Origin of the sequence: Geobacillus uzenensis, from assembly GCF_002217665.1 — a bacterium.
In the GTDB taxonomy this organism is placed as follows: Bacteria; Bacillota; Bacilli; order Bacillales; family Anoxybacillaceae; genus Geobacillus; species Geobacillus subterraneus.
On the sequence record NZ_NEWL01000009.1, the window covers coordinates 343,815 to 366,690 of the forward strand.

Annotated in this window: 24 protein-coding genes and 1 other annotated feature; all 24 genes read right to left on the reverse strand. The window is 51.8% G+C overall.

The genetic code is table 11. The features are described 5' to 3' along the window. Positions 1 to 6: 6 nt before the first annotated feature. The 24 genes from rplB to B9L21_RS15320 all read right to left on the reverse strand — a co-directional run bounded on the left by rplB (position 7) and on the right by B9L21_RS15320 (position 22,874). Positions 7 to 837 carry a 50S ribosomal protein L2 gene (rplB, locus tag B9L21_RS15205; RefSeq protein WP_063166991.1) on the reverse strand — a complete coding sequence of 277 codons (831 nt, stop codon included), beginning with the start codon at positions 835 to 837 and terminating at the stop codon, positions 7 to 9. A 27-nt stretch (positions 838 to 864) separates the two neighbouring features. Then, positions 865 to 1,152, reverse strand: coding sequence for a 50S ribosomal protein L23 (gene rplW, locus B9L21_RS15210; protein WP_008881942.1), 288 nt, complete (start codon positions 1,150 to 1,152; stop codon positions 865 to 867). After that, entirely contained in the window at positions 1,152 to 1,775 is a 624-nt protein-coding gene (rplD, locus tag B9L21_RS15215; RefSeq protein WP_063166992.1) for a 50S ribosomal protein L4, read from the reverse strand. The genes rplW and rplD overlap by 1 nt, the downstream gene beginning before the upstream one ends. A 29-nt stretch (positions 1,776 to 1,804) precedes the next feature. Continuing rightward, entirely contained in the window at positions 1,805 to 2,440 is a 636-nt protein-coding gene (gene rplC, locus B9L21_RS15220; RefSeq protein WP_063166993.1) for a 50S ribosomal protein L3, read from the reverse strand. Positions 2,441 to 2,465: 25 nt separating this feature from the next. Continuing rightward, complete coding sequence (rpsJ, locus tag B9L21_RS15225; protein ID WP_008881945.1) at positions 2,466 to 2,774, reverse strand: 30S ribosomal protein S10; 309 nt, start codon at positions 2,772 to 2,774, stop codon at positions 2,466 to 2,468. A 466-nt stretch (positions 2,775 to 3,240) separates the two neighbouring features. Beyond that, positions 3,241 to 4,428 (reverse strand): elongation factor Tu, encoded by a 1,188-nt coding sequence (tuf, locus tag B9L21_RS15230; protein WP_063166994.1) that lies wholly within the window; start codon positions 4,426 to 4,428, stop codon positions 3,241 to 3,243. A 122-nt stretch (positions 4,429 to 4,550) separates the two neighbouring features. Continuing rightward, on the reverse strand, positions 4,551 to 6,629 hold the full coding sequence (gene fusA / locus B9L21_RS15235; RefSeq protein WP_063166995.1) for an elongation factor G: 2,079 nt from the start codon (positions 6,627 to 6,629) through the stop codon (positions 4,551 to 4,553). A gap of 183 nt (positions 6,630 to 6,812) precedes the next feature. Next, positions 6,813 to 7,283, reverse strand: a complete 471-nt coding sequence (gene rpsG, locus B9L21_RS15240) for a 30S ribosomal protein S7 (RefSeq protein ID WP_063166996.1) — start codon at positions 7,281 to 7,283, stop codon at positions 6,813 to 6,815. 39 nt (positions 7,284 to 7,322) lie between these two features. Then, a complete protein-coding gene (gene rpsL, locus B9L21_RS15245) occupies positions 7,323 to 7,745 on the reverse strand; it encodes a 30S ribosomal protein S12 (protein ID WP_020958355.1) in 423 nt (140 codons plus the stop codon). Between the two features lie 90 nt (positions 7,746 to 7,835). Further along, positions 7,836 to 8,084: a 50S ribosomal protein L7ae-like protein gene (locus tag B9L21_RS15250; protein ID WP_063166997.1), complete on the reverse strand. Its 249-nt coding sequence runs from the start codon at positions 8,082 to 8,084 to the stop codon at positions 7,836 to 7,838. Between the two features lie 136 nt (positions 8,085 to 8,220). Continuing rightward, complete coding sequence (gene rpoC / locus B9L21_RS15255; RefSeq protein WP_063166998.1) at positions 8,221 to 11,820, reverse strand: DNA-directed RNA polymerase subunit beta'; 3,600 nt, start codon at positions 11,818 to 11,820, stop codon at positions 8,221 to 8,223. A gap of 111 nt (positions 11,821 to 11,931) precedes the next feature. After that, entirely contained in the window at positions 11,932 to 15,504 is a 3,573-nt protein-coding gene (rpoB, locus tag B9L21_RS15260; protein ID WP_063166999.1) for a DNA-directed RNA polymerase subunit beta, read from the reverse strand. A 406-nt stretch (positions 15,505 to 15,910) separates the two neighbouring features. Next, a complete protein-coding gene (locus B9L21_RS15265) occupies positions 15,911 to 16,519 on the reverse strand; it encodes a class I SAM-dependent methyltransferase (RefSeq protein WP_236933429.1) in 609 nt (202 codons plus the stop codon). A 101-nt stretch (positions 16,520 to 16,620) separates the two neighbouring features. Beyond that, positions 16,621 to 16,989, reverse strand: coding sequence for a 50S ribosomal protein L7/L12 (rplL, locus tag B9L21_RS15270; protein ID WP_063167000.1), 369 nt, complete (start codon positions 16,987 to 16,989; stop codon positions 16,621 to 16,623). A gap of 49 nt (positions 16,990 to 17,038) precedes the next feature. Continuing rightward, positions 17,039 to 17,539, reverse strand: coding sequence for a 50S ribosomal protein L10 (gene rplJ / locus B9L21_RS15275; RefSeq protein WP_063167001.1), 501 nt, complete (start codon positions 17,537 to 17,539; stop codon positions 17,039 to 17,041). Between the two features lie 51 nt (positions 17,540 to 17,590). Further along, positions 17,591 to 17,742 (reverse strand) — a sequence feature (ribosomal protein L10 leader region). Between the two features lie 47 nt (positions 17,743 to 17,789). After that, on the reverse strand, positions 17,790 to 18,491 hold the full coding sequence (gene rplA, locus B9L21_RS15280; protein ID WP_063167002.1) for a 50S ribosomal protein L1: 702 nt from the start codon (positions 18,489 to 18,491) through the stop codon (positions 17,790 to 17,792). A 201-nt stretch (positions 18,492 to 18,692) separates the two neighbouring features. Then, positions 18,693 to 19,118 (reverse strand): 50S ribosomal protein L11, encoded by a 426-nt coding sequence (gene rplK, locus B9L21_RS15285; protein WP_008882034.1) that lies wholly within the window; start codon positions 19,116 to 19,118, stop codon positions 18,693 to 18,695. A gap of 240 nt (positions 19,119 to 19,358) precedes the next feature. Further along, positions 19,359 to 19,892: a transcription termination/antitermination protein NusG gene (gene nusG / locus B9L21_RS15290; protein ID WP_063167003.1), complete on the reverse strand. Its 534-nt coding sequence runs from the start codon at positions 19,890 to 19,892 to the stop codon at positions 19,359 to 19,361. Positions 19,893 to 19,999: 107 nt separating this feature from the next. Continuing rightward, the gene (gene secE, locus B9L21_RS15295; protein WP_063167004.1) at positions 20,000 to 20,182 is read right to left on the reverse strand and encodes a preprotein translocase subunit SecE; all 183 of its coding nucleotides are present in this window, start codon (positions 20,180 to 20,182) and stop codon (positions 20,000 to 20,002) included. Between the two features lie 40 nt (positions 20,183 to 20,222). Further along, positions 20,223 to 20,372 (reverse strand): 50S ribosomal protein L33, encoded by a 150-nt coding sequence (gene rpmG, locus B9L21_RS15300; RefSeq protein WP_063167005.1) that lies wholly within the window; start codon positions 20,370 to 20,372, stop codon positions 20,223 to 20,225. Positions 20,373 to 20,478: 106 nt separating this feature from the next. After that, positions 20,479 to 21,162 carry an RNA polymerase sporulation sigma factor SigH gene (gene sigH / locus B9L21_RS15305; RefSeq protein ID WP_221436867.1) on the reverse strand — a complete coding sequence of 228 codons (684 nt, stop codon included), beginning with the start codon at positions 21,160 to 21,162 and terminating at the stop codon, positions 20,479 to 20,481. Between the two features lie 36 nt (positions 21,163 to 21,198). Then, positions 21,199 to 21,711: an NYN domain-containing protein gene (locus B9L21_RS15310; RefSeq protein ID WP_063167007.1), complete on the reverse strand. Its 513-nt coding sequence runs from the start codon at positions 21,709 to 21,711 to the stop codon at positions 21,199 to 21,201. A gap of 3 nt (positions 21,712 to 21,714) precedes the next feature. Further along, positions 21,715 to 22,452 (reverse strand): 23S rRNA (guanosine(2251)-2'-O)-methyltransferase RlmB, encoded by a 738-nt coding sequence (gene rlmB, locus B9L21_RS15315; protein ID WP_063167432.1) that lies wholly within the window; start codon positions 22,450 to 22,452, stop codon positions 21,715 to 21,717. Continuing rightward, a complete protein-coding gene (locus B9L21_RS15320) occupies positions 22,452 to 22,874 on the reverse strand; it encodes a Mini-ribonuclease 3 (RefSeq protein WP_063167008.1) in 423 nt (140 codons plus the stop codon). Before B9L21_RS15320 ends, rlmB begins: the two co-directional genes overlap by 1 nt. Positions 22,875 to 22,876 lie beyond the last annotated feature (2 nt).

Here is a 22,876-nt window from a genome sequence, read left to right on the forward strand (position 1 = left end):
CGTTCATTACTTCTTGCGGCGACGGACGATGAATTTATCCGATTTGTTTTTCTTTTTGCGCGTTTTGTATCCGAGCGTCGGTTTGCCCCATGGCGTCATCGGCGATTTGCGTCCGATCGGTGCTTTCCCTTCACCACCGCCGTGCGGGTGATCAACCGGGTTCATAACCGAACCGCGAACTGTCGGGCGGATGCCTAACCAGCGAGCGCGCCCTGCTTTCCCGATGTTGACAAGTTCGTGTTGCTCGTTGCCTACTTCACCGACTGTGGCACGGCATTTGCCTAAAATCATGCGCACTTCGCCAGAAGCTAAACGAATGATAACGTATTTACCCTCTTTCCCGAGCACTTGCGCCGATGTGCCGGCTGCACGCACCAATTGACCGCCACGGCCTGGTTTCAGCTCGATGTTGTGGACGAGCGTACCGACCGGAATGTTCTCAAGCGGCAGCGCATTGCCAACTTTAATGTCTGCGTCCGGGCCGGACATGATTTCCATGCCGACTTTTAAGTTTTTCGGCGCGAGAATGTAGCGTTTCTCGCCGTCAGCATAGTTGATGAGTGCAATATTCGCCGAACGGTTCGGATCGTATTCGATCGTAGCAACGCGTCCAGGAATTCCGTCTTTGTCACGTTTAAAATCGATAATCCGGTATTGGCGCTTATGGCCACCGCCTTGATGGCGAACCGTGATTTTCCCTTGGTTGTTGCGGCCCGCTTTTTTCTTCAACGGGGCAAGCAGCGATTTTTCCGGCTGATCTGTCGTAATTTCCGAGAAATCAAGCACCGTCATGCCGCGACGGCCGTTCGATGTCGGTTTATACTTTTTAATCGCCATCGGTATGTCCCTCCTTCGTCATGAATATTACACTTCGAACAGTTCGATTTCTTTGCTGTCCGGCGTCAGCGTTACGATCGCTTTGCGGCGGCGGTTCGTGTAGCCGCTGTAACGGCCGACGCGTTTAAATTTCCCTTTATAGTTCATAATGTTGACTTTCTCAACTTTGACGCCAAAGATTTTCTCAACAGCGTCTTTCACTTCCGTTTTGTTCGCTTTGACGTCCACTTCAAACGTATATTTCCGTTGCCCGACCAAGTTCATCGTATTTTCCGTGATGATGGGGCGCTTAATAATGTCGCGAGGGTCTTTCATTATGCAAGCACCTCCTCTACTTTCTCCACGGCCGCCTTCGTAATGACGAGCTTGTCGTGGTTTAACACGTCAAGCACGTTGATGCCGTTGGCAGAAACGACTTTGACGCCCGGGATGTTGCGCGCCGACAAATAAACGTTTTCGTTCAGCTCGTCGGTCACAATGAGCGCCTTCCGGTCAACCGCGAGGTTAGTTAAAATTTTTACCATTTCTTTCGTTTTCGGTGCTTCAAGCGACAGTTGGTCCAATACAACAATGTCGTTTTCCAGCACTTTCGAAGACAGTGCCGATTTAATGGCTAAACGGCGAACTTTTTTCGGCAGTTTGTAGCTGTAGTCGCGCGGAACCGGACCAAAGACCGTACCGCCGCCGCGCCATTGCGGAGCGCGAATCGAACCTTGACGGGCGCGTCCAGTCCCTTTTTGACGCCATGGTTTGCGGCCGCCGCCGCTCACTTCAGCGCGATTTTTCGTTTTGTGTGTTCCTTGGCGCATCGAGGCGCGTTGCATAATGACTGCTTCGAACAATACGTGTTTATTCGGTTCAATCCCAAAAACGGCATCGTTTAATTCGATTTCTCCGATCGTCTGACCGTTTTGGTTATATAATGCTACTTTTGGCATTACGTAGTTCCTCCTTTCTTGGCCAAGTGTTATTTCGCCTTCGCTTTAACGGCGCTTTTCACGATGACTAACCCTTTTCTCGGGCCTGGTACGTTGCCTTTAATGAGCAGCAAGTTGCGTTCCGGGTCAACTTTGACAATTTTCAAGTTTTGGATCGTGACCCGCTCACCGCCTGTGCGGCCTGGCAGGTTTTTCGTTTTAAATACGCGGTTCGGCGCGATCGCCCCCATCGAACCTGGACGACGATGGTAACGGGAACCGTGAGCCATTGGTCCGCGCGATTGGCCGTGACGTTTAATAACGCCTTGGAAGCCTTTCCCTTTGGAAATGCCCGTGACATCGACGATGTCGCCTTCACTGAAAATGTCAACTTTTACTTCTTGGCCAACTTCATATTCATCCACGTTGGCGCCGCGGATTTCACGAATGAAGCGCTTAGGTGCCGTATTTGCTTTGGCAGCATGGCCGATTTGCGGTTTGTTGGCGCGTTTTACGCTTACATCTTCAAAACCTAATTGAATCGCTTCGTAACCGTCGTTTTCGATCGTTTTCTTTTGCAGCACGACGTTCGGCGTCGCTTCGATGACGGTTACCGGAATCAAATCGCCGTTTTCCGCAAATACTTGCGTCATACCGATTTTTCTTCCTAAGATTCCTTTCGTCATTTGTCACACCTCCTAGTCGACTAGATTACAGTTTAATTTCAATATCAACGCCCGACGGCAAATCTAACCGCATTAACGAATCCACCGTTTGCGGAGTCGGATTAATGATGTCGATCAAACGTTTATGTGTCCGCATTTCAAATTGTTCACGGGAGTCTTTGTACTTGTGAACGGCACGCAAAATCGTATAGACCGTTCTTTCCGTCGGCAGCGGGATCGGACCCGACACCTTTGCTCCAGAACGTTTTGCGGTTTCGACGATTTTCTCCGCCGATTGGTCTAAAATCCGATGATCATAAGCTTTTAAACGAATGCGAATTTTTTCTTTTGCCATTTGGTTTTCCCTCCTTCTTCGCCTATTTTGAAAATAGACTTCTCCGCGGAAATTTCCCGCACATGGCCGTGGCAAAGCGGCCGGGTGTGTCAGCAACCTTCCGCTTCATCGCAGTCAAAGACCAACATTTGATATTATACTCGTATGTAAGCGAGATTGCAAGTCATTTCTTCGCTTTTCCCGCACTTCTTCATTATACATAGCGGCCGCGTCGTTTTCAACACGATGCGTAGGCGGTGGGATTTGGAAAAGACGCCGCCAAAAGAAAAAAGAGCGCCCTCGCCATGCCGCCGCTGTTCAAGATCATTTCCGATATAGACGATATAGAACGAGGTTGAATGATACAACCGCCGCCGCAGATTAAATCATCCCTTCTTAGACTTAGGCGAAGAGAAAAATTTTATAGCCAAAGTGAACAGTCAAAAGAAAAAGGATGTCCAGTTGCTGGACATCCTTTTTCATTCAATTACTCAATGATTTCCGATACGGAACCAGCACCAACCGTGCGGCCGCCTTCACGGATCGAGAATTTTGTTCCTTCCTCGATCGCGATCGGAGCGATCAGTTCAACCGTCATTTCAACGTTGTCGCCAGGCATAACCATTTCTACGCCTTCCGGAAGCGTGATGATGCCCGTTACGTCCGTTGTACGGAAGTAGAATTGCGGACGGTAGTTCGAGAAGAACGGAGTATGGCGTCCGCCTTCTTCTTTCGTCAGAACGTAAACTTGCGCTTTAAATTTCGTGTGCGGCGTGATCGAGCCCGGTTTCGCCAATACTTGGCCGCGCTCAACTTCGTCACGCGATACACCGCGGAGAAGCGCACCGATGTTGTCGCCAGCTTCCGCTTGGTCAAGCAGCTTACGGAACATTTCTACACCCGTAACCGTCGTCGTTTTCGGCTCGTCCGAAAGACCGATGATTTCAACCGGGTCGCCGACTTTTAACGTACCGCGCTCAACACGGCCCGTCGCAACCGTACCGCGGCCTGTGATCGAGAAAACGTCCTCAACCGGCATCATGAATGGTTTGTCTACTTCACGTTGCGGAGTCGGGATGTACTCGTCAACCGCGTTCATCAGTTCAATGATTTTTTCTTCCCATTGCGGGTCGCCTTCGAGTGCTTTTAATGCCGAACCTTTGATGACCGGCACTTCGTCGCCCGGGAAGTCGTATTCAGAGAGAAGATCGCGAACTTCCATTTCAACGAGTTCAAGCAATTCTTCATCGTCCACCATGTCGCATTTGTTCAAGAAAACAACGATGTACGGTACACCGACTTGGCGGGAGAGAAGAATGTGTTCGCGCGTTTGCGGCATCGGACCGTCAGCAGCCGATACAACAAGGATCGCGCCGTCCATTTGCGCTGCGCCCGTGATCATGTTTTTGACGTAGTCAGCGTGGCCTGGGCAGTCAACGTGCGCATAGTGACGAGCGTCCGTTTCATACTCAACGTGCGCTGTCGAAATCGTGATTCCGCGTTCACGCTCTTCCGGAGCTGCGTCGATTTGGTCGTACGCTCTTGCTTCCGCTTTCCCTTGTTTCGCAAGAACTGTTGTGATCGCAGCTGTCAACGTCGTTTTCCCATGGTCAACGTGGCCGATCGTGCCAATGTTGACGTGCGGTTTCGTACGCTCAAATTTCGCTTTAGCCATGAGAAAGATCCTCCTTAAATAAAATATGGATTGATATAGTTAAGTAAGTATAGGATGCTTGGGAACAAAATGTTCCCAAGTCTTACATAAGTATTTATAGCGAAACTAGCAAGAGAAATCAATTATTCGCCTTTATTTTTTTTGATAATTTCATCGGCGATGTTTTTCGGAACTTCTTCGTAATGGTCAAACACCATCGAGAACGTTCCGCGCCCTTGTGTGTTCGAACGGAGCGATGTCGCATAACCGAACATTTCGGCCAGCGGAACCATAGCACGAACAACTTGGGCGTTCCCGCGCGCCTCCATCCCTTCGACGCGGCCGCGGCGGGATGTGATGTCACCCATAATGTCACCGAGGTATTCCTCAGGGATGACGACTTCCACTTTCATAATCGGCTCAAGCAGAACCGGGTCACACTTCGTTGCAGCGTTTTTCAGCGCCAACGAAGCGGCAATTTTGAACGCCATCTCACTCGAGTCGACATCGTGGTACGATCCGTCGAACAGTTTCGCCTTAACGTCGACAACCGGATAGCCGGCTAAGACGCCGTTTTGCATCGCTTCTTCCAATCCAGCTTGAACGGCCGGCACGTACTCTTTCGGAACGACCCCGCCGACGATGGCATTTTCAAATTCAAAGCCTTTGCCGCGCTCGTTCGGCGAGAATTCGATCCAAACGTGACCGTATTGACCGCGACCGCCGGACTGGCGAATGAACTTGCCTTCAACTTGCGCCGACTTGCGGAACGTTTCACGGTAAGCAACTTGCGGCGCACCGACGTTCGCTTCGACTTTGAATTCGCGGCGCATCCGATCGACGATAATGTCGAGGTGCAGCTCGCCCATCCCGGAAATGATCGTTTGTCCTGTTTCCGGATCGGTATGCGCACGGAACGTCGGGTCTTCCTCTTGCAGTTTTTGCAGCGCTTGACCCATCTTGTCTTGATCGGCTTTCGATTTCGGTTCGATCGCCACCGAAATAACCGGCTCTGGGAATTGCATCGACTCAAGGATGACGAGATTTTTCTCATCACAAAGAGTATCGCCGGTCGTTGTTTCTTTTAAACCTACGGCCGCCGCAATGTCGCCGGCATAGACTGTTGAGATTTCTTGACGGTGGTTCGCGTGCATTTGCAGCAAGCGGCCGATCCGTTCACGTTTGCGTTTCGTCGAGTTCATGACGTACGAACCGGAATCGAGCGTTCCAGAGTAGACGCGGAAGAACGTCAATTTCCCGACGTACGGGTCAGTCATGATTTTGAACGCCAGCGCCGCAAACGGAGCGTCGTCACGCGCTTCGCGAGTCACTTCTTCTTCCGTATCCGGAATGATGCCGCGAATCGCCGGAATGTCTACCGGAGACGGCAAGTAGTCGACAACCCCGTCAAGAAGCAGCTGAACACCTTTGTTTTTAAAGGCCGAACCGCAGAAAACCGGGTAGAATTCAACGCTGATCGTCGCTTTACGGATCGCGGCTTTCAGCTCTTCTTTCGTAATTTCTTCCCCTTCTAAATATTTCATCATCAGCTCTTCATCGAGTTCCGCAACGGCCTCAATGAGTTTGCCGTGATATTCTTCCGCCAAGTCGCGGTAGTCTTCCGGAATTTCGATGCGCTCAATGTTTTTGCCGAGCTCATCGTGGTAATGATACGCGCACATTTCGACAAGGTCGATAATGCCGGTGAATTGATCTTCAGCGCCGATCGGCAGCTGCACCGGATGAGCGTTCGCTTGCAGACGGTCATGGAGCGTTTTTACCGCATACAAGAAGTCCGCGCCGATTTTGTCCATTTTGTTGACGAATACGATCCGCGGAACACCGTATGTGGTCGCTTGACGCCAGACCGTTTCCGTTTGCGGTTCTACGCCGGATTGGGCATCAAGAACTGTAATGGCTCCGTCCAACACGCGCAACGAACGTTCAACCTCAACCGTGAAGTCGACGTGCCCCGGCGTGTCGATGATGTTGATGCGATGGCCTTTCCATTGCGCCGTTGTCGCCGCCGACGTAATCGTAATCCCGCGTTCTTGCTCTTGCTCCATCCAGTCCATCGTGGCTGCGCCTTCGTGCACTTCCCCGATTTTATGAACGCGGCCTGTGTAGAACAAGATCCGTTCCGTCGTCGTCGTTTTCCCGGCGTCAATGTGCGCCATGATCCCTATGTTGCGAGTGTTTTCTAAGGAGAACTCTCTTGCCATAGTGGTTATTTTCTCCTTCCTTACAAAATAAAATATAAGCAGATGGCGTCGCCATCTATGGCGCAATCTCTTTTTTAGAGAAGTTATACAGCACGCAGCCGGAAGGGCCACAATATATAGGAAGATAGGTGAACAGGCAGCATCAGTCGTGCCTTCTCACCTATTCCCTTAAGGCAGCGCTCCTTACCAGCGGTAATGGGCAAACGCTTTGTTCGCTTCAGCCATTTTATGCGTATCTTCGCGTTTTTTCACCGATGCGCCTGTGTTGTTGGCGGCGTCCATGATCTCGTTCGCCAAGCGTTCTTCCATCGTTTTTTCACCGCGAAGGCGGGAATATTGCACGAGCCAGCGCAATCCGAGGGAAACGCGGCGGTCCGGACGGACTTCGACCGGAACTTGGTAGTTCGCCCCACCGACGCGGCGAGCGCGCACTTCCAATACCGGCATAACGTTTTTCAACGCTTGCTCGAATACTTCCATTGGATCTTTACCCGTGCGTTCACGGATAATATCAAAAGCAGTGTAAAGAATTTTTTGTGCTTTCGATTTTTTTCCGTCAACCATAATTTTATTGATCAAACGGGTGACAAGCTTCGAGTTGTAAATCGGATCTGGCAATACGTCACGTTTAGCAACAGGGCCTCTACGTGGCATAGTTTTTCCTCCCTTCAGGAAAACATTCTCTTCGCTTCATTATTTTTTCGCTGCTTTTGGCTTTTTCGCGCCGTATTTCGAACGGCCTTGCATCCGGTTTGCTACGCCGGCTGTATCCAATGCACCGCGGACGATATGGTAGCGCACCCCTGGCAAGTCTTTCACACGTCCGCCGCGGATGAGCACGACGCTGTGTTCTTGCAAGTTGTGGCCGATCCCCGGGATGTAAGCCGTCACTTCAATCCCGTTCGTCAGGCGGACACGAGCGTATTTCCGGAGAGCCGAGTTCGGTTTTTTCGGCGTCATCGTGCCGACACGCGTGCATACGCCGCGCTTTTGCGGAGACGACACGTTCGTTTGTTCTTTTTTGAAGCTGTTGTACCCTTTGTTCAACGCAGGGGACTTCGACTTAAATACTTTTTTCTCGCGTCCTTTGCGGACTAATTGGTTAATTGTAGGCATGAAAAAATCCTCCTTTCACATGCATCGTTTAAGCCCACATATCCAGGTGGTTCATCGTTTATGCAAACAAAGGTTTTAAAGGCAAAGCAATCAACGAAGGATCGCCACCGCAGCTGCGCCGACTTGGATTTTGCATGCCTTGCCGAGTTTTTTCATCGAATCGACTTTTGTGACTGGCACGTTCGCCTCATTGGCTGCCGCCGTCACTTTTTCGATGATCGGCGAGTCGGCATCTACCGCTACGATCACTTCCGTTGCCTTCCCTTCCTTTAAAGCCCTTATCGTTTGTTTGGTTCCAATGACGATTTTCCCAGCCTGTAATACTTTTTCATAAGACATGTAACATATCCTCCAAAGTACCAGGTTGTTGGAACACCTTTATTAGACTACCATTTTCTCTGTCCGTTGTCAACTGGATTTTTTCATTAAGGAAGGGCCGGCCAAGAACACCTTAGCCGACCATCCTGGTAGCTTTTTATTTAGACGGAACGGTATCGCCAGCCGTTTCCTTCTTGACGGCAGGCTTCACGTTGCGATAGCGGGCCATGCCTGTTCCGGCTGGGACGAGTTTGCCGATAATGACGTTTTCTTTCAAGCCGAGCAGCTCATCCCGTTTTCCTTTGATCGCCGCATCGGTCAGGACGCGTGTCGTTTCTTGGAACGAAGCCGCTGACAAGAACGAATCCGTTTCAAGCGACGCCTTCGTAATACCGAGCAGCACCGGACGAGCTGTTGCCGGCCGCTTTCCTTCGCGGATGGCTTGAGCGTTGACATCCGTGAACTGATGAACGTCCAAAAGCGTGCCTGGCAGCACATCCGTATCGCCGGCATCGATCACGCGCACTTTGCGCAACATTTGCCGCACCATGACCTCAATATGCTTATCGCTAATTTCGACCCCTTGCATCCGGTACACTTTTTGCACTTCACGGAGCAAGTATTCTTGGACGGACGTAATATCGCGCACGCGCAACAGCTGTTTCGGGTCGACCGAACCTTCCGTCAGCTCTTGGCCGCGTTCGACGTGCTGGCCTTCTTCGACTTTCAGACGCGCATTGTACGGAGCCACATAGGAGCGCGTCTCGACTTCGCTTTGCACGACAATTTCGTACTGATTGTCACGCGTTTCATTAATCGAAATGACCGTGCCGTCAATTTCCGAAATGACCGCTTGCCCTTTCGGGTTGCGCGCTTCAAACAGCTCTTGCACCCGCGGCAAACCTTGAGTGATATCGTCCCCGGCGACGCCGCCTGTATGGAACGTCCGCATCGTCAGCTGCGTGCCCGGCTCGCCGATTGATTGGGCAGCGATAATGCCGACCGCCTCGCCGACTTCGACGTCCATGCCGGTCGCCATGTTGCGGCCGTAGCATTTTTTGCACACGCCATGACGCGTGTTGCAGGCGAAGACGGAGCGAATCCATACTTCTGTAATGCCGGCCTTGATGATCTCATTAGCGATATCTTCTGTAATCATTTCACCTTTGCGGACGATCACTTCCCCCGTTTCCGGATGGTGCACCGTCTTGTGCGCATAGCGGCCGACAAGCCGTTCTTCAAGCTTGACGACGACTTCCGTGCCATCCGTTAACGCCCGCGCTAAAATGCCGCGGTCGGTGCCACAATCTTCTTCGCGGACGATGACATCTTGCGCCACGTCAACGAGACGTCTCGTGAGATAGCCTGAGTCGGCCGTTTTCAACGCCGTATCCGCCAACCCTTTCCGCGCGCCGTGTGTCGAGATAAAGTATTCCAATACCGTTAAGCCTTCACGGAACGACGATTTGATCGGCAGCTCGATAATCCGGCCGGCAGGGTTGGCCATTAAGCCGCGCATCCCCGCAAGCTGTGTAAAGTTCGAGGCGTTACCGCGCGCCCCAGAATCGCTCATCATAAAGATCGGGTTGCGCTTATCAAGCGACTTCATCAACAAGTCTTGGATTTTATCTTTCGCCGCGCTCCAAACAGAGATGACGCGCTCATACCGCTCTTCGTCGGTAATCAACCCGCGGCGGAACTGCTTCAAAACCGTGTCGACTTTCGCCTGGGCTTCATCCAAAATTTCCTGTTTTTCCGGCAAAACGACGATGTCGGCAACGCCGATCGTAATGCCGGCTTTCGTTGAGTATTGGAAACCGAGATCTTTCATGCGGTCAAGCATCTTTGATGTTTCAGTAATTTTGAACCGCTTGAATACTTCGGCGATAATTTGCCCAAGCACTTTTTTCTTAAACGGCGGCACGAGTTCGCGCTTGCGGATCTCTTCACGCACGTCGACCCCTTTGTCCAGGAAGTACTTATCCGGTGTCCGCCCTTCAATATTTTCCGTCGTCGGCTCGTTAATGTACGGGAACGACTTCGGCAAAATTTCGTTGAAAATGAGCTTCCCGACGGTTGTCAAGAGCAGCTTGTTGTTTTGTTCCTCGGTAAACGTTTCGTTTTTCAGCGAACCGGCATGGATGGCGATGCGCGAATGGAGATGGACATAGCCGTTATGGTAGGCAAGCAGCGCCTCGTCTGTATCCTTGAATACCATGCCTTCGCCGACCGCCCCTTCGCGTTCCATCGTCAAGTAATAGTTTCCTAAAACCATGTCTTGCGAAGGCGTAACGACCGGTTTCCCATCTTTCGGGTTCAAAATGTTTTGCGCCGCCAGCATCAACAGGCGCGCTTCCGCTTGCGCTTCGGCTGACAGCGGCACGTGCACCGCCATTTGATCGCCGTCAAAGTCAGCGTTGTACGCCGTACAAACGAGCGGATGAAGACGGATCGCCCGCCCTTCGACAAGCGTCGGCTCAAACGCCTGAATGCCGAGGCGATGAAGCGTCGGGGCGCGGTTTAACAGCACCGGATGTTCTTTAATGACATCCTCGAGCACATCCCATACTTCAGGATGCACGCGCTCAATTTTCCGTTTCGCGCTTTTAATGTTGTGCGCCAAGCCCCGCTCAACGAGCTCCTTCATGACAAACGGCTTAAACAGCTCGAGCGCCATTTCTTTCGGCAGTCCGCATTGATACATTTTTAAGTTCGGACCGACGACAATGACGGAACGGCCAGAATAGTCGACCCGCTTGCCGAGCAAGTTTTGCCGGAAGCGTCCTTGCTTTCCTTTCAGCATGTGGGAAAGCGACTTTAACGGACGGTTCCCCGGCCCGGTCACCGGGCGGCCGCGGCGGCCGTTGTCGATCAACGCATCGACGGCCTCTTGCAGCATCCGTTTCTCGTTTTGAACGATAATGTTCGGTGCGCCAAGGTCAAGCAACCGTTTCAAGCGATTGTTGCGGTTAATGACACGGCGGTATAAGTCGTTTAAGTCCGATGTCGCAAACCGTCCGCCATCGAGCTGAACCATCGGACGGAGTTCCGGCGGAATGACTGGCAGCACATCAAGCACCATCCAAGCCGGGTCGTTCCCTGAGCTGCGGAACGACTCAAGCACCTCAAGCCGTTTAATAATGCGGGCGCGCCGTTGCCCTTGCGCTGTTTTCAGCTCTTCCTTCAGCGTGGCCACTTCTTTATCCAAGTCAATGTCTTGGAGCAGCTTTTTAATCGCCTCAGCCCCCATCGACGCCTGAAACGATTGGCCATATTTTTCGCGATAGGCGCGGTATTCTTTTTCCGATAGCAGCTGTTTTTTCTCAAGCGGCGTATCGCCCGGGTCGGTGACGACGTACGAAGCAAAGTAAATCACTTCCTCAAGCGCCCGGGGCGACATGTCAAGTACAAGGCCCATCCGGCTCGGGATGCCTTTGAAATACCAAATGTGCGAAACCGGGGCGGCGAGCTCGATATGACCCATCCGTTCGCGGCGGACTTTTGAACGCGTCACTTCGACGCCGCAGCGGTCGCACACGACGCCTTTGTAGCGGACGCGCTTATACTTGCCGCAATGGCACTCCCAGTCTTTCGTCGGGCCGAAAATGCGCTCGCAAAACAGGCCGTCTTTTTCCGGCTTTAACGTCCGATAGTTGATCGTTTCCGGTTTTTTGACCTCACCGTACGACCAGGAACGAATTTTCTCCGGGGAAGCGAGCCCGATTTTCATGTACTCAAACTTATTGACATCTAGCAAGGGGTATACCTCCCTCTTTGATCCGTCGGTTTTACTCCGTGGCTTGTTCGCCATCCGTTCGCTTTAACGGCCTATGGCGGGGAACGCTCCCCGCCTAGCCGCCATTGCCGGTTACTCTTTCGTCACCGCGTCTTTTTCTTCGTCGACTTCTTCCGATTCGATCGGTTTCACGTCTACCATAATGGCATCCGGTGCATGGTCGTCGTCATCATCAAAGTTTTCCATGTTGATTTCTTGTTCGTCGCTCGTCAAAATCGTGACGTCCATGCCTAAGCTTTGCAGCTCTTTAATCAACACTTTAAACGACTCCGGCACACCCGGCTCCGGAATGTTTTCCCCTTTGACGATCGCTTCGTACGTTTTGACGCGGCCGACGACATCGTCGGACTTGACGGTCAAAATTTCTTGCAGCGTATACGCCGCTCCGTACGCCTCAAGCGCCCATACTTCCATCTCGCCAAAGCGCTGGCCACCGAACTGCGCCTTGCCGCCGAGCGGCTGCTGGGTGACGAGCGAATACGGGCCGGTTGAACGGGCGTGGAGCTTGTCGTCGACCATATGGGCGAGCTTGATCATATACATGATGCCGACCGATACGCGGTTGTCAAACGGTTCACCCGTCCGGCCGTCATACAGCACAGTTTTCGCATCGCGCGCTAGGCCGGCCTCTTCGAGAATGTTCCACACATCCTCCTCCGTTGCACCGTCAAAGACCGGGGAAGCAATATGCAAACCGAGCTTTCTCGCCGCCATGCCGAGATGCAGCTCAAACACTTGCCCGATGTTCATCCGCGACGGAACGCCGAGCGGATTTAACATAATATCGACCGGCGTGCCATCCGGCAAGAACGGCATATCTTCCTCCGGAAGAATGCGGGAAATAACCCCTTTGTTTCCGTGGCGCCCCGCCATTTTGTCGCCCTCGGAAATTTTCCGTTTTTGCACAATGTAGACGCGGACGAGCTGATTGACGCCTGGCGGGAGTTCATCGCCATCTTCGCGATTGAATACTTTCACGTCCAGAACAATGCCGCCGCCGCCATGGGGAACACGCAGCGATGTATCGCGCACCTCGCGCGCTTTTTCCCCGAAGATCGCGTGCAGCAGCCGCTCCTCAGCCGTCAGCTCAGTCATCCCTTTTGGCGTCACTTTACCGACGAGCAAGTCGCCGTCTTTCACTTCCGCACCGATGCGGACGATGCCGCGCTCATCCAAGTTTTTCAGCGCGTCCTCGCCGACGTTCGGGATGTCGCGCGTAATTTCTTCCGGGCCGAGCTTCGTGTCGCGCGATTCCGCCTCATATTCCTCAATATGGATCGACGTATACACGTCTTCTTTGACGAGCCGTTCGCTCATGATGATCGCATCTTCGTAGTTGTAACCGTCCCACGTCATAAAGGCGACGAGCACGTTGCGGCCGAGCGCCAGTTCCCCTTTGTCCATCGATGGGCCGTCAGCTAAAATTTCACCTTTTTCAACGATGTCGCCTTTTTTCACAATCGGCCGCTGGTTATAGCACGTTCCTTGGTTCGAGCGAATGAATTTGAGCAGCCGATATTTGTCCAAATCACCTTTCACTTCTTTGCCGTCCACTTCAATGAGCCGGCGCACCCAAATTTCTTTCGCCTCAACGCGCTCGACGATGCCACGATGCTTGCAGATGACAGCAGCTCCCGAATCTTTCGCCGAGACATATTCCATCCCCGTGCCGACGATCGGCGCCTCCGGCTCGAGCAGCGGCACCGCTTGGCGCTGCATGTTCGCCCCCATCAAGGCGCGGTTCGAGTCGTCGTTTTCCAAAAACGGAATGCACGCCGTCGCTGCCGAAACGACTTGTTTTGGCGAAACGTCCATATAGTCGACGCGGTCGCGTTTGACGACAATGTTTTCGCCGCGGAAACGGGCGATGACGTTTTCTTCAAGGAACGTTCCGTCTTCGGAAAGTGGCACGTTCGCTTGCGCCACGACATAGTTGTCTTCTTCGTCGGCCGTTAAATAATCAATTTGATCTGTGACTCTCCCTGTTTCTGGATCGACGCGTCGGTATGGTGTTTCAATAAAGCCGAATTTGTTCACTTTCGCATAGGTGGACAGCGAGTTGATCAACCCGATGTTCGGACCTTCTGGCGTCTCAATCGGGCACATCCGTCCGTAGTGCGAGTAGTGAACGTCGCGCACCTCAAACCCGGCACGCTCGCGCGTCAATCCGCCAGGGCCAAGCGCGGACAGGCGGCGCTTATGCGTCAGTTCAGCCAACGGGTTCGTCTGATCCATAAATTGTGACAGCTGCGAGCTGCCGAAAAACTCCTTAATCGCCGCGATCACCGGACGGATGTTGATCAGCTGCTGCGGTGTAATCGTGTTCGTATCTTGGATCGACATGCGCTCGCGCACGACGCGTTCCATGCGCGACAAGCCGATGCGGAACTGGTTTTGCAGCAGTTCGCCAACCGAACGAAGGCGGCGGTTGCCTAAATGGTCGATATCATCCGTACCGCCGACACCGTGAAGCAAGTTAAAGAAGTAGCTGATTGACGCAATAATATCCGCCGGTGTAATATGTTTCACATCCTCGGCAATAAAACCGTTGCCGATGACGTTGATCACTTTTTCACTGTCCGGGTCATTGGGCGCATAGATTTTTACCGTTTGCACCGAAATTTGCCCGTCCGCCACCCCTTCAGCCGGACGGTACGTCTGCAGCCCGGCGCCTTTTTCTAAATACGGCAACAGGCGGTTCAACGTCCGGCGGTCGATCATCGCTCCGGCTTCGGCGATGACTTCTCCCGTTTCCGGATCAGCAATCGTTTCCGCCAGCCGTTGGTTAAACAGGCGGTTTTTAATATGAAGTTTTTTGTTGATTTTATAGCGCCCTACGCTGGCCAGGTCGTAGCGTTTCGGGTCAAAAAAGCGCGACGCGAGCAAACTTTTCGCGTTCTCGAGCGTCGGCGGCTCGCCCGGACGGAGGCGCTCATAAATTTCGATCAACGCTTTTTCCGTGCTGTCGGTATTATCTTTTTCGAGCGTATTGCGCAAATATTCGTTATCGCCGAGCAAGTCGATGATTTCTTGGTCGGAGCTGAACCCAAGCGCACGAAGAAGCACCGTAACCGGCAGTTTACGGGTGCGGTCGATGCGGACGTAAACGACGTCTTTCGCATCGGTTTCATATTCAAGCCATGCGCCGCGGTTTGGAATCACTGTCGCCGAATAGCCGCGTTTCCCATTTTTATCGACTTTATCGCTGTAATAGACGCTTGGCGAGCGGACAAGCTGGGAGACGATGACGCGTTCCGCTCCGTTGATGATAAACGTGCCGGTTTCCGTCATGAGCGGAAAATCGCCCATAAATACGTCTTGTTCTTTCACTTCGCCCGTCTCTTTATTGATGAGGCGAACTTTCACGCGAAGCGGCGCCGCATATGTAACATCGCGCTCTTTTGCCTCTTCAACCGAGTATTTCGGCTCCCCTAAGCTATAGTCGATAAATTCAAGAGAAAGATTGCCGGAAAAGTCTTCGATCGGGGAAATTTCCTTGAACATTTCCCGCAGCCCTTCATCGAGAAACCATTGATAGGAGGACGTCTGAATTTCAATTAAGTTCGGCAATTCCAGCACTTCGCTAATGCGTGCATAACTTCTTCGCTGGCGGTGTCGCCCGTATTGAACTAGTCGGCCTGTCAAGAGTGATTCACCCCTCAAATGTAGACATTAGTGAAAACCGGAAGCGGAACATCGCAACCATTCACCCGTCTTGGCGGAATATGCCGCCAAGACGGTCTGGCCGCTCCGTCATTCCGGGGCAAAGCGCTAGGCATGCATGCGGCCGGCCCCCGCCGTCCGGATGGAAACGGCTTGGCTGTGGCACCGCCGTTTCGTTTAGGGGATTCAACATGCTCCCGGCGCGAGGAAACCAGGCGTTGGATGGAGAAAAAAAGAAAATGGTTTCTATCCAATAGAAAACCATATGTTTAGCTGTTTATTGATTTTATCATTTTTTCCATTGTATCCAAAATTATACGTCATCCCCTTTACGCGGGAAATGTGCATATTTAGCATTTTATAATACTACCACAATAAAAAAACGGTGTCAACATTTTTTCGCCTTTATGATATAATATCCTTTTTTCTTCGCGACGACCTCAACAGCGGCAAACCATTCGTTTAACTTTTGCAGCGCGGATGGGGCACCTTGTTTCTTTTGAATGACCACCCATAGCTCCCCGCTATCAACGAGGTGGTTCCGGCTTTGCTCAAAGATCGCATGAACAACCCGCTTGCCGGCCCGGATCGGCGGATTGGTGACCACCGCCGCAAATCGCTGTTCCCCCACTTCCGAAAACAAGTCGCTTTTATAAATGTTCGCATTATGGATGCCGTTCGCCCGTTTGTTTGCTTCGGCCAGCTCCAGCGCCCGCTCATTCACATCGATCATTTGGACGCGCCGGTTAGGAAACGATTTGGCTAAGGCCAGCCCGATCGGACCGTACCCGCAGCCGACATCTAACAAATCGCCGGCAACGTCCGGTTCTTGAAACGTTTCAATCAGTAAACGTGTGCCGAAATCAACCTCGCGTTTTGAAAACACCCCGCTGTCAGTCATAAAGCGGAACTCATGCCCGCGCAACGTAAACGTCCACGTTTGCGGATTTCGCTCGGACGTCGGATTCGCTGAGTAATAATGTTCGCTCACCATCATCCCTCCTCTATCGGCAAGCCGCATTGGCTCCTGATATATAGTGTAACAAAAAAGAGGCCGCCCCTTGCCCGGGCCAGCCTCTTTTTTTATAGCGACGCCAATTACTTCACTTCAATTTTCGCGCCAACTTCTTCAAGTTTTGCTTTAATTTCTTCAGCTTCTTCTTTCGAAACAGCTTCTTTGATCGGTTTCGGCGTATTGTCAACCAAGTCTTTCGCTTCTTTCAAGCCGAGGCCAGTGATTTCGCGAACGACTTTGATGACTTTAATTTTTTGCGCGCCAGCGTCAGCGAGGATGACGTCAAATTCTGTTTTCTCAGCCGCTGCTTCAGCGCCAGCTGCTGCGCCGCCAGCGACAACAACCGGAGCTGCAGCCGTTACGCCAAATTCTTCTTCGATGGCTTTTACTAATTCATTTAATTCCAATACCGTCATATTTTTCACTGCTTCAATGATTTGTTCTTTTGTCATCATCGTTTCCTCCTTGTGTAATGTTCGTTATGCACATCGATATGCGCCATTACGCGCCTTGTTCCTCTTGTTTGTCGGCCACCGCTTTAACCGCAAGCGCAAAGTTGCGGATCGGGGCTTGAAGAACGCTAAGCAACATCGAGAGCAACCCTTCGCGGGACGGAAGTTTTGCCAAGGCGTCGATTTCTTCCTTGCTGGCGACGTTCCCTTCGATGACGCCGCCTTTGATTTCCAACGCCTCATGCGTTTTCGCAAAGTCGCTTAAAATTTTCGCCGGCGCTACGACATCTTCATTGCTGAACGCGATGGCGTTCGGGCCGGTAAACACCTCATCCAATCCTTCCAGGCCGATTTCCGCGAGCGCCCGGCGGGTCATCGTGTTTTTGTACACTTTGAACTCAATGCCTGCCTCGCGCAGCTGTTTGCGCAGCTCGGTCATTTCCGCCACGTTCAAGCCGCGGTAATCGACGATGACGGTCGCCTTGCTGGCACGGAATTTATCCGCGATCTCAGCGACCACTTGTTTTTTCAGTTCAATCGCGCTCGACACGTCCTGCACCTCCTGCAAAGAAAATAGTGGAATACCACTTATACCGTTTGGCGGTTCAATAAAAAACCCCCATGCCGCGTAGACATGGAGGTATCGTTCAACGCGCCGCTATCGATGGCGCGCTGTCTATCGTCCACATACCTCGGTAGGAAATTAAGCCTCAAACGGGCACCTACTGTCTACGGTACAAATGATATTCGTTTGTTCAGCCAAATGATATTTTAACAAACTAGCCGACAAAAGTCAACCGTTATTGCGCAACCGCTACCGTCGTCGGGTCAACTTTAATGCCAGGGCCCATCGTCGACGTAACCGTCACGTTTTTAACATACGTTCCTTTGGCCGCTGCCGGTTTCGCTTTCAAAATCGCTTCGTAAACCGTCGCGAAGTTTTCAACCAACTTTTCGCTGTCAAACGATACTTTGCCGATCGGCACGTGAATGTTACCGGCTTTATCGACGCGGTATTCTACTTTACCAGCTTTGATTTCTTGCACCGCTTTCGCTACGTCAAACGTGACCGTGCCCGTTTTCGGGTTTGGCATTAACCCTTTCGGCCCTAAAATGCGGCCAAGTTTCCCGACTTCACCCATCATGTCCGGCGTGGCAACGACAACGTCGAAGTCAAACCAGCCTTGCTGGATTTTGTTGATATATTCCGTATCGCCGACATAGTCAGCGCCCGCTGCTTCTGCCTCTTTCGCTTTTTCCCCTTTCGCGAACACTAACACGCGCGCCACTTTCCCTGTGCCGTGCGGCAGGACGACAGCGCCGCGAATTTGTTGGTCCGCTTTTTTCGGGTCAACCCCTAAACGAAATGCGACTTCAACCGTCGCGTCAAACTTGGCGACGTTCGTTTTTTTCACGAGCTCGATCGCTTCAGCAACCGGATATGCTTTGAAGCGGTCAACGAGCTTCAACGCTTCTAAATACTTTTTCCCTCTTTTCGGCATGTCAAAGTCCTCCTTGATTGTGGTTTTAGCGGAAAAAACCTCCCACGATGAAACAGCCTTCACCTTTTCCAAAGGTAAATGACTCAGCGGAAAGCCGCCCTCTGAGGCGATCGATCCTTGATCCAATGAATAACTATCGCGTTTTTGCCCATGGAGAGAGAGGTTGCGGAATACGCAACCTCCTCGGACAACAAGCCGGCCTTAGTCTTCAATCACGATACCCATGCTGCGAGCCGTGCCTTCAACCATGCGCATGGCTGCTTCGATGCTCGCTGCATTCAAATCCGGCATTTTCAGCTCGGCAATCTCGCGCACTTTGTCGCGTTTGATCGTCGCTACTTTGTTGCGGTTCGGTTCGCCGGAGCCCGATTCGATGCCGGCCGCTTTTTTCAGCAATACAGCAGCTGGCGGCGTTTTCGTGATGAATGTAAATGAACGGTCTTCAAAAACCGTAATTTCAACCGGAATGATCAACCCTGCTTGGTCAGCGGTACGGGCATTAAACTCTTTACAAAACGCCATAATATTCACACCGGCTTGACCTAACGCAGGACCTACTGGCGGCGCCGGATTCGCTTTCCCTGCAGGAATTTGCAGTTTGACGATCTTGATTACTTTTTTCGCCACGAGACACACCTCCTTAAGTCCGTGATGTGGTAATAGGGGATTGCCCCTCCCACTCGTTCGGCTCCGATCTCATGAGCCGTTTCCATATCTCCCATTTCTGTTGAGAGGATCAGCGTATAAAACAAGTTTGCTCCCCTATACAAACACGTATAAGTTCATCGCCTATATGTCTCTGTCCAAGAGACATACTGACCTTTAAAATAGTATCACTTTTCAGTAGTGATTGCAAGTTCTTTTCCATTAGATTTTTTCGATTTGAGAAAACTCAAGCTCTACCCGCGTTTCGCGGCCAAACATATCGACAAGCAGTTTGACTTTATGTTTATCCGGATCAATCGCTTCAATTTTTCCGGTGAAGTTCGCAAACGGTCCTTCTTTAATTCGGACGGTCTCGTTTATCTCATAATCGACATCCACCTCAGCGAGAGGCATGCCCATCCGCTTCAAAATCATCTTCACTTCTTCCTCCATGAGCGGCGTCGGTTTCGAACCGGCCCCGCTCGAACCGACGAATCCGGTGACACCGGGTGTGTTGCGCACAACGTACCATGAATCGTCGGTCATGACCATTTCAACGAGCACATAACCGGGAAACACTTTCTTTTTCGTCGTTTTCCGCTTCCCGTTCTTAATGTCCGTTTCCGTCTCCTCTGGGACGACAACGCGGAAAATTTTATCTTGCATCCCCATCGATTCAACGCGTTTTTCCAAATTGGCTTTCACTTTATTTTCGTATCCTGAATATGTATGGACGACATACCAGTTTTTCTCCATCAGCGAGCCTCCCTAGGGCGGTTTTCATTTTTTATGCAAAACAAAAACCCGTTGCCGGGTTCCATACTCGTACGATTATCTTTCATTATAGCATATCATCCGCCCGCTTATTCAAACACAAGGCGAATTAACTGCGAAATGCCGAGATCAACAACGGCAAAAAAGACGGTGAAAAACGCCACCGTGGCCAACACAACCGCCGTGTAGTTGACTAACTCCTTTCGGCTTGGCCAACTTACCTTTTTCAATTCGCGTACGACTTCTTTCAAAAAGTTGGTTACTCGCTGCATCACTCGTACCTCCACGATCGCTCAAAACTGTCCCCATCGCTCACTTCGTTTCGCGATGGGCGGTATGCTTGTTGCATACTGGGCAAAATTTGTTGGCCGTCAAGCGCTCACCGAGGCGGCCGATCTGTTTTGTAGTTGTATAATTTCGGCTTCCGCATTGCGCGCAAGCCAACGTGACTTTTTGGCGCATAAACCTTTCACCGTTCCCGCAGGATGTCCATAAAAATTTATCATATCAATGTTTCTGCTGTCAACGCCATCTTTTGGTTCGCCCTCGCCGCAGGCCGGTGCGCCGCCTATAAGCTGATCTCTCGGTATTCTAAATACTTTTCGAGCTTCCGTTTGACGCGTTGCAAGGCGTTGTCGATCGATTTGACATGGCGGTTCAATTCTTCAGAAATCTCTTGGTACGAGCGCCCATCCAAATATAAAGCAAGCACTTTCCGCTCCAAGTCGCTCAGCAGCTCCGTCATCTTCAACTCGATATCGTCGACTTCCTCGCGGTTGACAATCAATTCTTCCGGGTCTGTCGCCTGCGCGCCGGACAACACATCCATGAGCGTCCGATCTGATTCGTCATCGTAAATGGGCTTGTCCAAGGAAACGTAAGAGTTGAGCGGAATGTGTTTTTGGCGGGTCGCCGTTTTAATGGCGGTGATCATTTGCCTTGTGATGCAAAGTTCTGCAAACGCTTTAAATGAAGAAAGCTTGTCCCCCTTAAAATCGCGGACTGCCTTATACAGCCCGATCATCCCCTCCTGCACGATATCTTCCCGATCGGCCCCGACTAAAAAGTACGAGCGGGCTTTGGCACGCACAAAGTTTTGGTATTTATGAATTAAAAAATCAAGCGCCTCCCCATCCCCTTTATGAACGAGTGCGACAAGTTGTTCATCCTCAAGCTGTTGATAGTCCCTTGCTTTGTCTACTTTGAAGCATTCCCCCACGCTGATCCCCCCGACCGCATCAATCGCTAACATTTATTATACAGTACAAATTTTTACAGCGTCAACCGCTCATTTTTGTCCTCTTCGCCATTTTTCAAAAATTTCGGCAACTCGGTCATTGAGCGGCATTTTCGAAATCGGGGTGCGCTGCTTGATATCCCGCAGTTTTTTGGAAATGTCCCGCTCGACTGCCTCGATTTCGTACAGCAGTTCGCGCGCCGATTTGCGCAAGGCGCCTTGGCTGAACACCGTCCATTGCTCCGTATAGTCAGACGTCGCTACATATACCTTTGTGCGTGCATTCATTAACGTTTTCGCCAACCGTTCAATCCGTTCGTCGGCTGTCTCATTTTCCTTTGTAAAAATGACGTCAAGATCGTAATTTTTATACTTTTTCTCGTTCCCTTGCACGAGGTGGGCGTCAAAAACGATGATGACATGATCCCCGGTGAACCCTTTGTAATCGGCCATTTTATCAATCAGCAAATCCCTTGCTGCGGCCAGATCGCCCTCTTCTTTTAACCGGCGCAGCGCCGGCCATGCCCCAATGATGTTATAGCCGTCAACAATCAAAATGTTCATCGGCTATTCCCCTAATGGATACCGCTTCCGGTACACCTCATACATGAGCAGGCTGGCGGCAACAGAAGCGTTAAGCGAGGTGACATGCCCGCGCATCGGCAGCCGGAATAGAAAATCACACTTTTCGAGCACTAAGCGACTAATGCCTTTTCCTTCGCTGCCGATCACAAGCGCCAGCGGCATCGTACCGTCAAGCGAACGATAGTCGTCTTTGGCGGCCGCATCGGTGCCGGCTACCCACACGCCCCGCTCTTTCAGCTCGTCGATCGTCCGCGCCAAGTTCGTCACGCGCGCAACCGGAACGTGCTCAATGGCTCCGGTTGACGCCTTCGCGACCGTTGGCGTCAGCCCGACCGAACGCCGCTTCGGGATGATGAGCCCATGCGCCCCCACCGCATCGGCCGTACGCATGATGGCGCCTAAATTATGCGGATCCTCGAGCTCGTCCAACACAAGGAAAAACGGCGCCTCCCCGCGTTCAGCGGCACGGGCGAATAAGTCATCCACCTCATAGTAGCGGTACGCCGCCGCTTGGGCGATGACCCCTTGGTGCGCCCCTTCGGCCATTTGATCGAGCTTGCGCTTCGGGACATATTGGACGAGCACGCCCCGCCGCTTCGCCCATTCGAGAACGGGCTCGACGGCGTGGCGCTGCGCCCCTTCGGCGATCCAAATTTTATTGATGTCGCGCCCAGATTTAAGCGCTTCAATGACCGGATTTCTGCCGATAATGTAATCCATCATTCCAACGCCCTTTCTTCCCTTTCAATAATGGCAAATGAACGATCGATTAGCTCATCGATTCGCCTTTCATCGTTCCTTAAAAAATGGTACCCGATTAATGCTTCAAACGCTGTACTATGCCGATACGTCTGGACATCCGTGTTTTTCGGGATCGTGCCGGATTTAGCGTTGCGGCCGCGGCGGACGATGGCTTTCTCCTCGTCGGTCAACGCGTCTTCATCAAGCAAAGCTAAAATGACTTTCGCCTGCGCCCGCGCTGACACATAGCGGATCGCCCGCCGATGCAGTTCATGCGGCCGAACGTTGCCGGTTGCAAGCAAATGGCGGCGCACATACACCTCGTAAACGGCGTCCCCCATATAAGCGAGCGCCAGGCCGTTTAATTGCTTCACATCATGGATCATCTCAAACCGTGCCATTG

Excerpts from the sequence above, each read along its gene's own strand:
- rplB (WP_063166991.1), bottom strand. The coding sequence starts at position 837 with ATGGCGATTAAAAAGTATAAACCGACATCGAACGGCCGTCGCGGCATG.
- rplW (WP_008881942.1), bottom strand. The coding sequence starts at position 1,152 with ATGAAAGACCCTCGCGACATTATTAAGCGCCCCATCATCACGGAAAAT.
- rplD (WP_063166992.1), bottom strand. The coding sequence starts at position 1,775 with ATGCCAAAAGTAGCATTATATAACCAAAACGGTCAGACGATCGGAGAA.
- rplC (WP_063166993.1), bottom strand. The coding sequence starts at position 2,440 with ATGACGAAAGGAATCTTAGGAAGAAAAATCGGTATGACGCAAGTATTT.
- rpsJ (WP_008881945.1), bottom strand. The coding sequence starts at position 2,774 with ATGGCAAAAGAAAAAATTCGCATTCGTTTAAAAGCTTATGATCATCGG.
- tuf (WP_063166994.1), bottom strand. The coding sequence starts at position 4,428 with ATGGCTAAAGCGAAATTTGAGCGTACGAAACCGCACGTCAACATTGGC.
- fusA (WP_063166995.1), bottom strand. The coding sequence starts at position 6,629 with ATGGCAAGAGAGTTCTCCTTAGAAAACACTCGCAACATAGGGATCATG.
- rpsG (WP_063166996.1), bottom strand. The coding sequence starts at position 7,283 with ATGCCACGTAGAGGCCCTGTTGCTAAACGTGACGTATTGCCAGATCCG.
- rpsL (WP_020958355.1), bottom strand. The coding sequence starts at position 7,745 with ATGCCTACAATTAACCAATTAGTCCGCAAAGGACGCGAGAAAAAAGTA.
- B9L21_RS15250 (WP_063166997.1), bottom strand. The coding sequence starts at position 8,084 with ATGTCTTATGAAAAAGTATTACAGGCTGGGAAAATCGTCATTGGAACC.
- B9L21_RS15265 (WP_236933429.1), bottom strand. The coding sequence starts at position 16,519 with ATGATGGTGAGCGAACATTATTACTCAGCGAATCCGACGTCCGAGCGA.
- rplL (WP_063167000.1), bottom strand. The coding sequence starts at position 16,989 with ATGACAAAAGAACAAATCATTGAAGCAGTGAAAAATATGACGGTATTG.
- rplA (WP_063167002.1), bottom strand. The coding sequence starts at position 18,491 with ATGCCGAAAAGAGGGAAAAAGTATTTAGAAGCGTTGAAGCTCGTTGAC.
- nusG (WP_063167003.1), bottom strand. The coding sequence starts at position 19,892 with ATGGAGAAAAACTGGTATGTCGTCCATACATATTCAGGATACGAAAAT.
- secE (WP_063167004.1), bottom strand. The coding sequence starts at position 20,182 with ATGCAGCGAGTAACCAACTTTTTGAAAGAAGTCGTACGCGAATTGAAA.
- rpmG (WP_063167005.1), bottom strand. The coding sequence starts at position 20,372 with ATGCGCCAAAAAGTCACGTTGGCTTGCGCGCAATGCGGAAGCCGAAAT.
- sigH (WP_221436867.1), bottom strand. The coding sequence starts at position 21,162 with ATGTTAGCGATTGATGCGGTCGGGGGGATCAGCGTGGGGGAATGCTTC.
- B9L21_RS15310 (WP_063167007.1), bottom strand. The coding sequence starts at position 21,711 with ATGAACATTTTGATTGTTGACGGCTATAACATCATTGGGGCATGGCCG.
- rlmB (WP_063167432.1), bottom strand. The coding sequence starts at position 22,452 with ATGGATTACATTATCGGCAGAAATCCGGTCATTGAAGCGCTTAAATCT.
- B9L21_RS15320 (WP_063167008.1), bottom strand. The coding sequence starts at position 22,874 with ATGGCACGGTTTGAGATGATCCATGATGTGAAGCAATTAAACGGCCTG.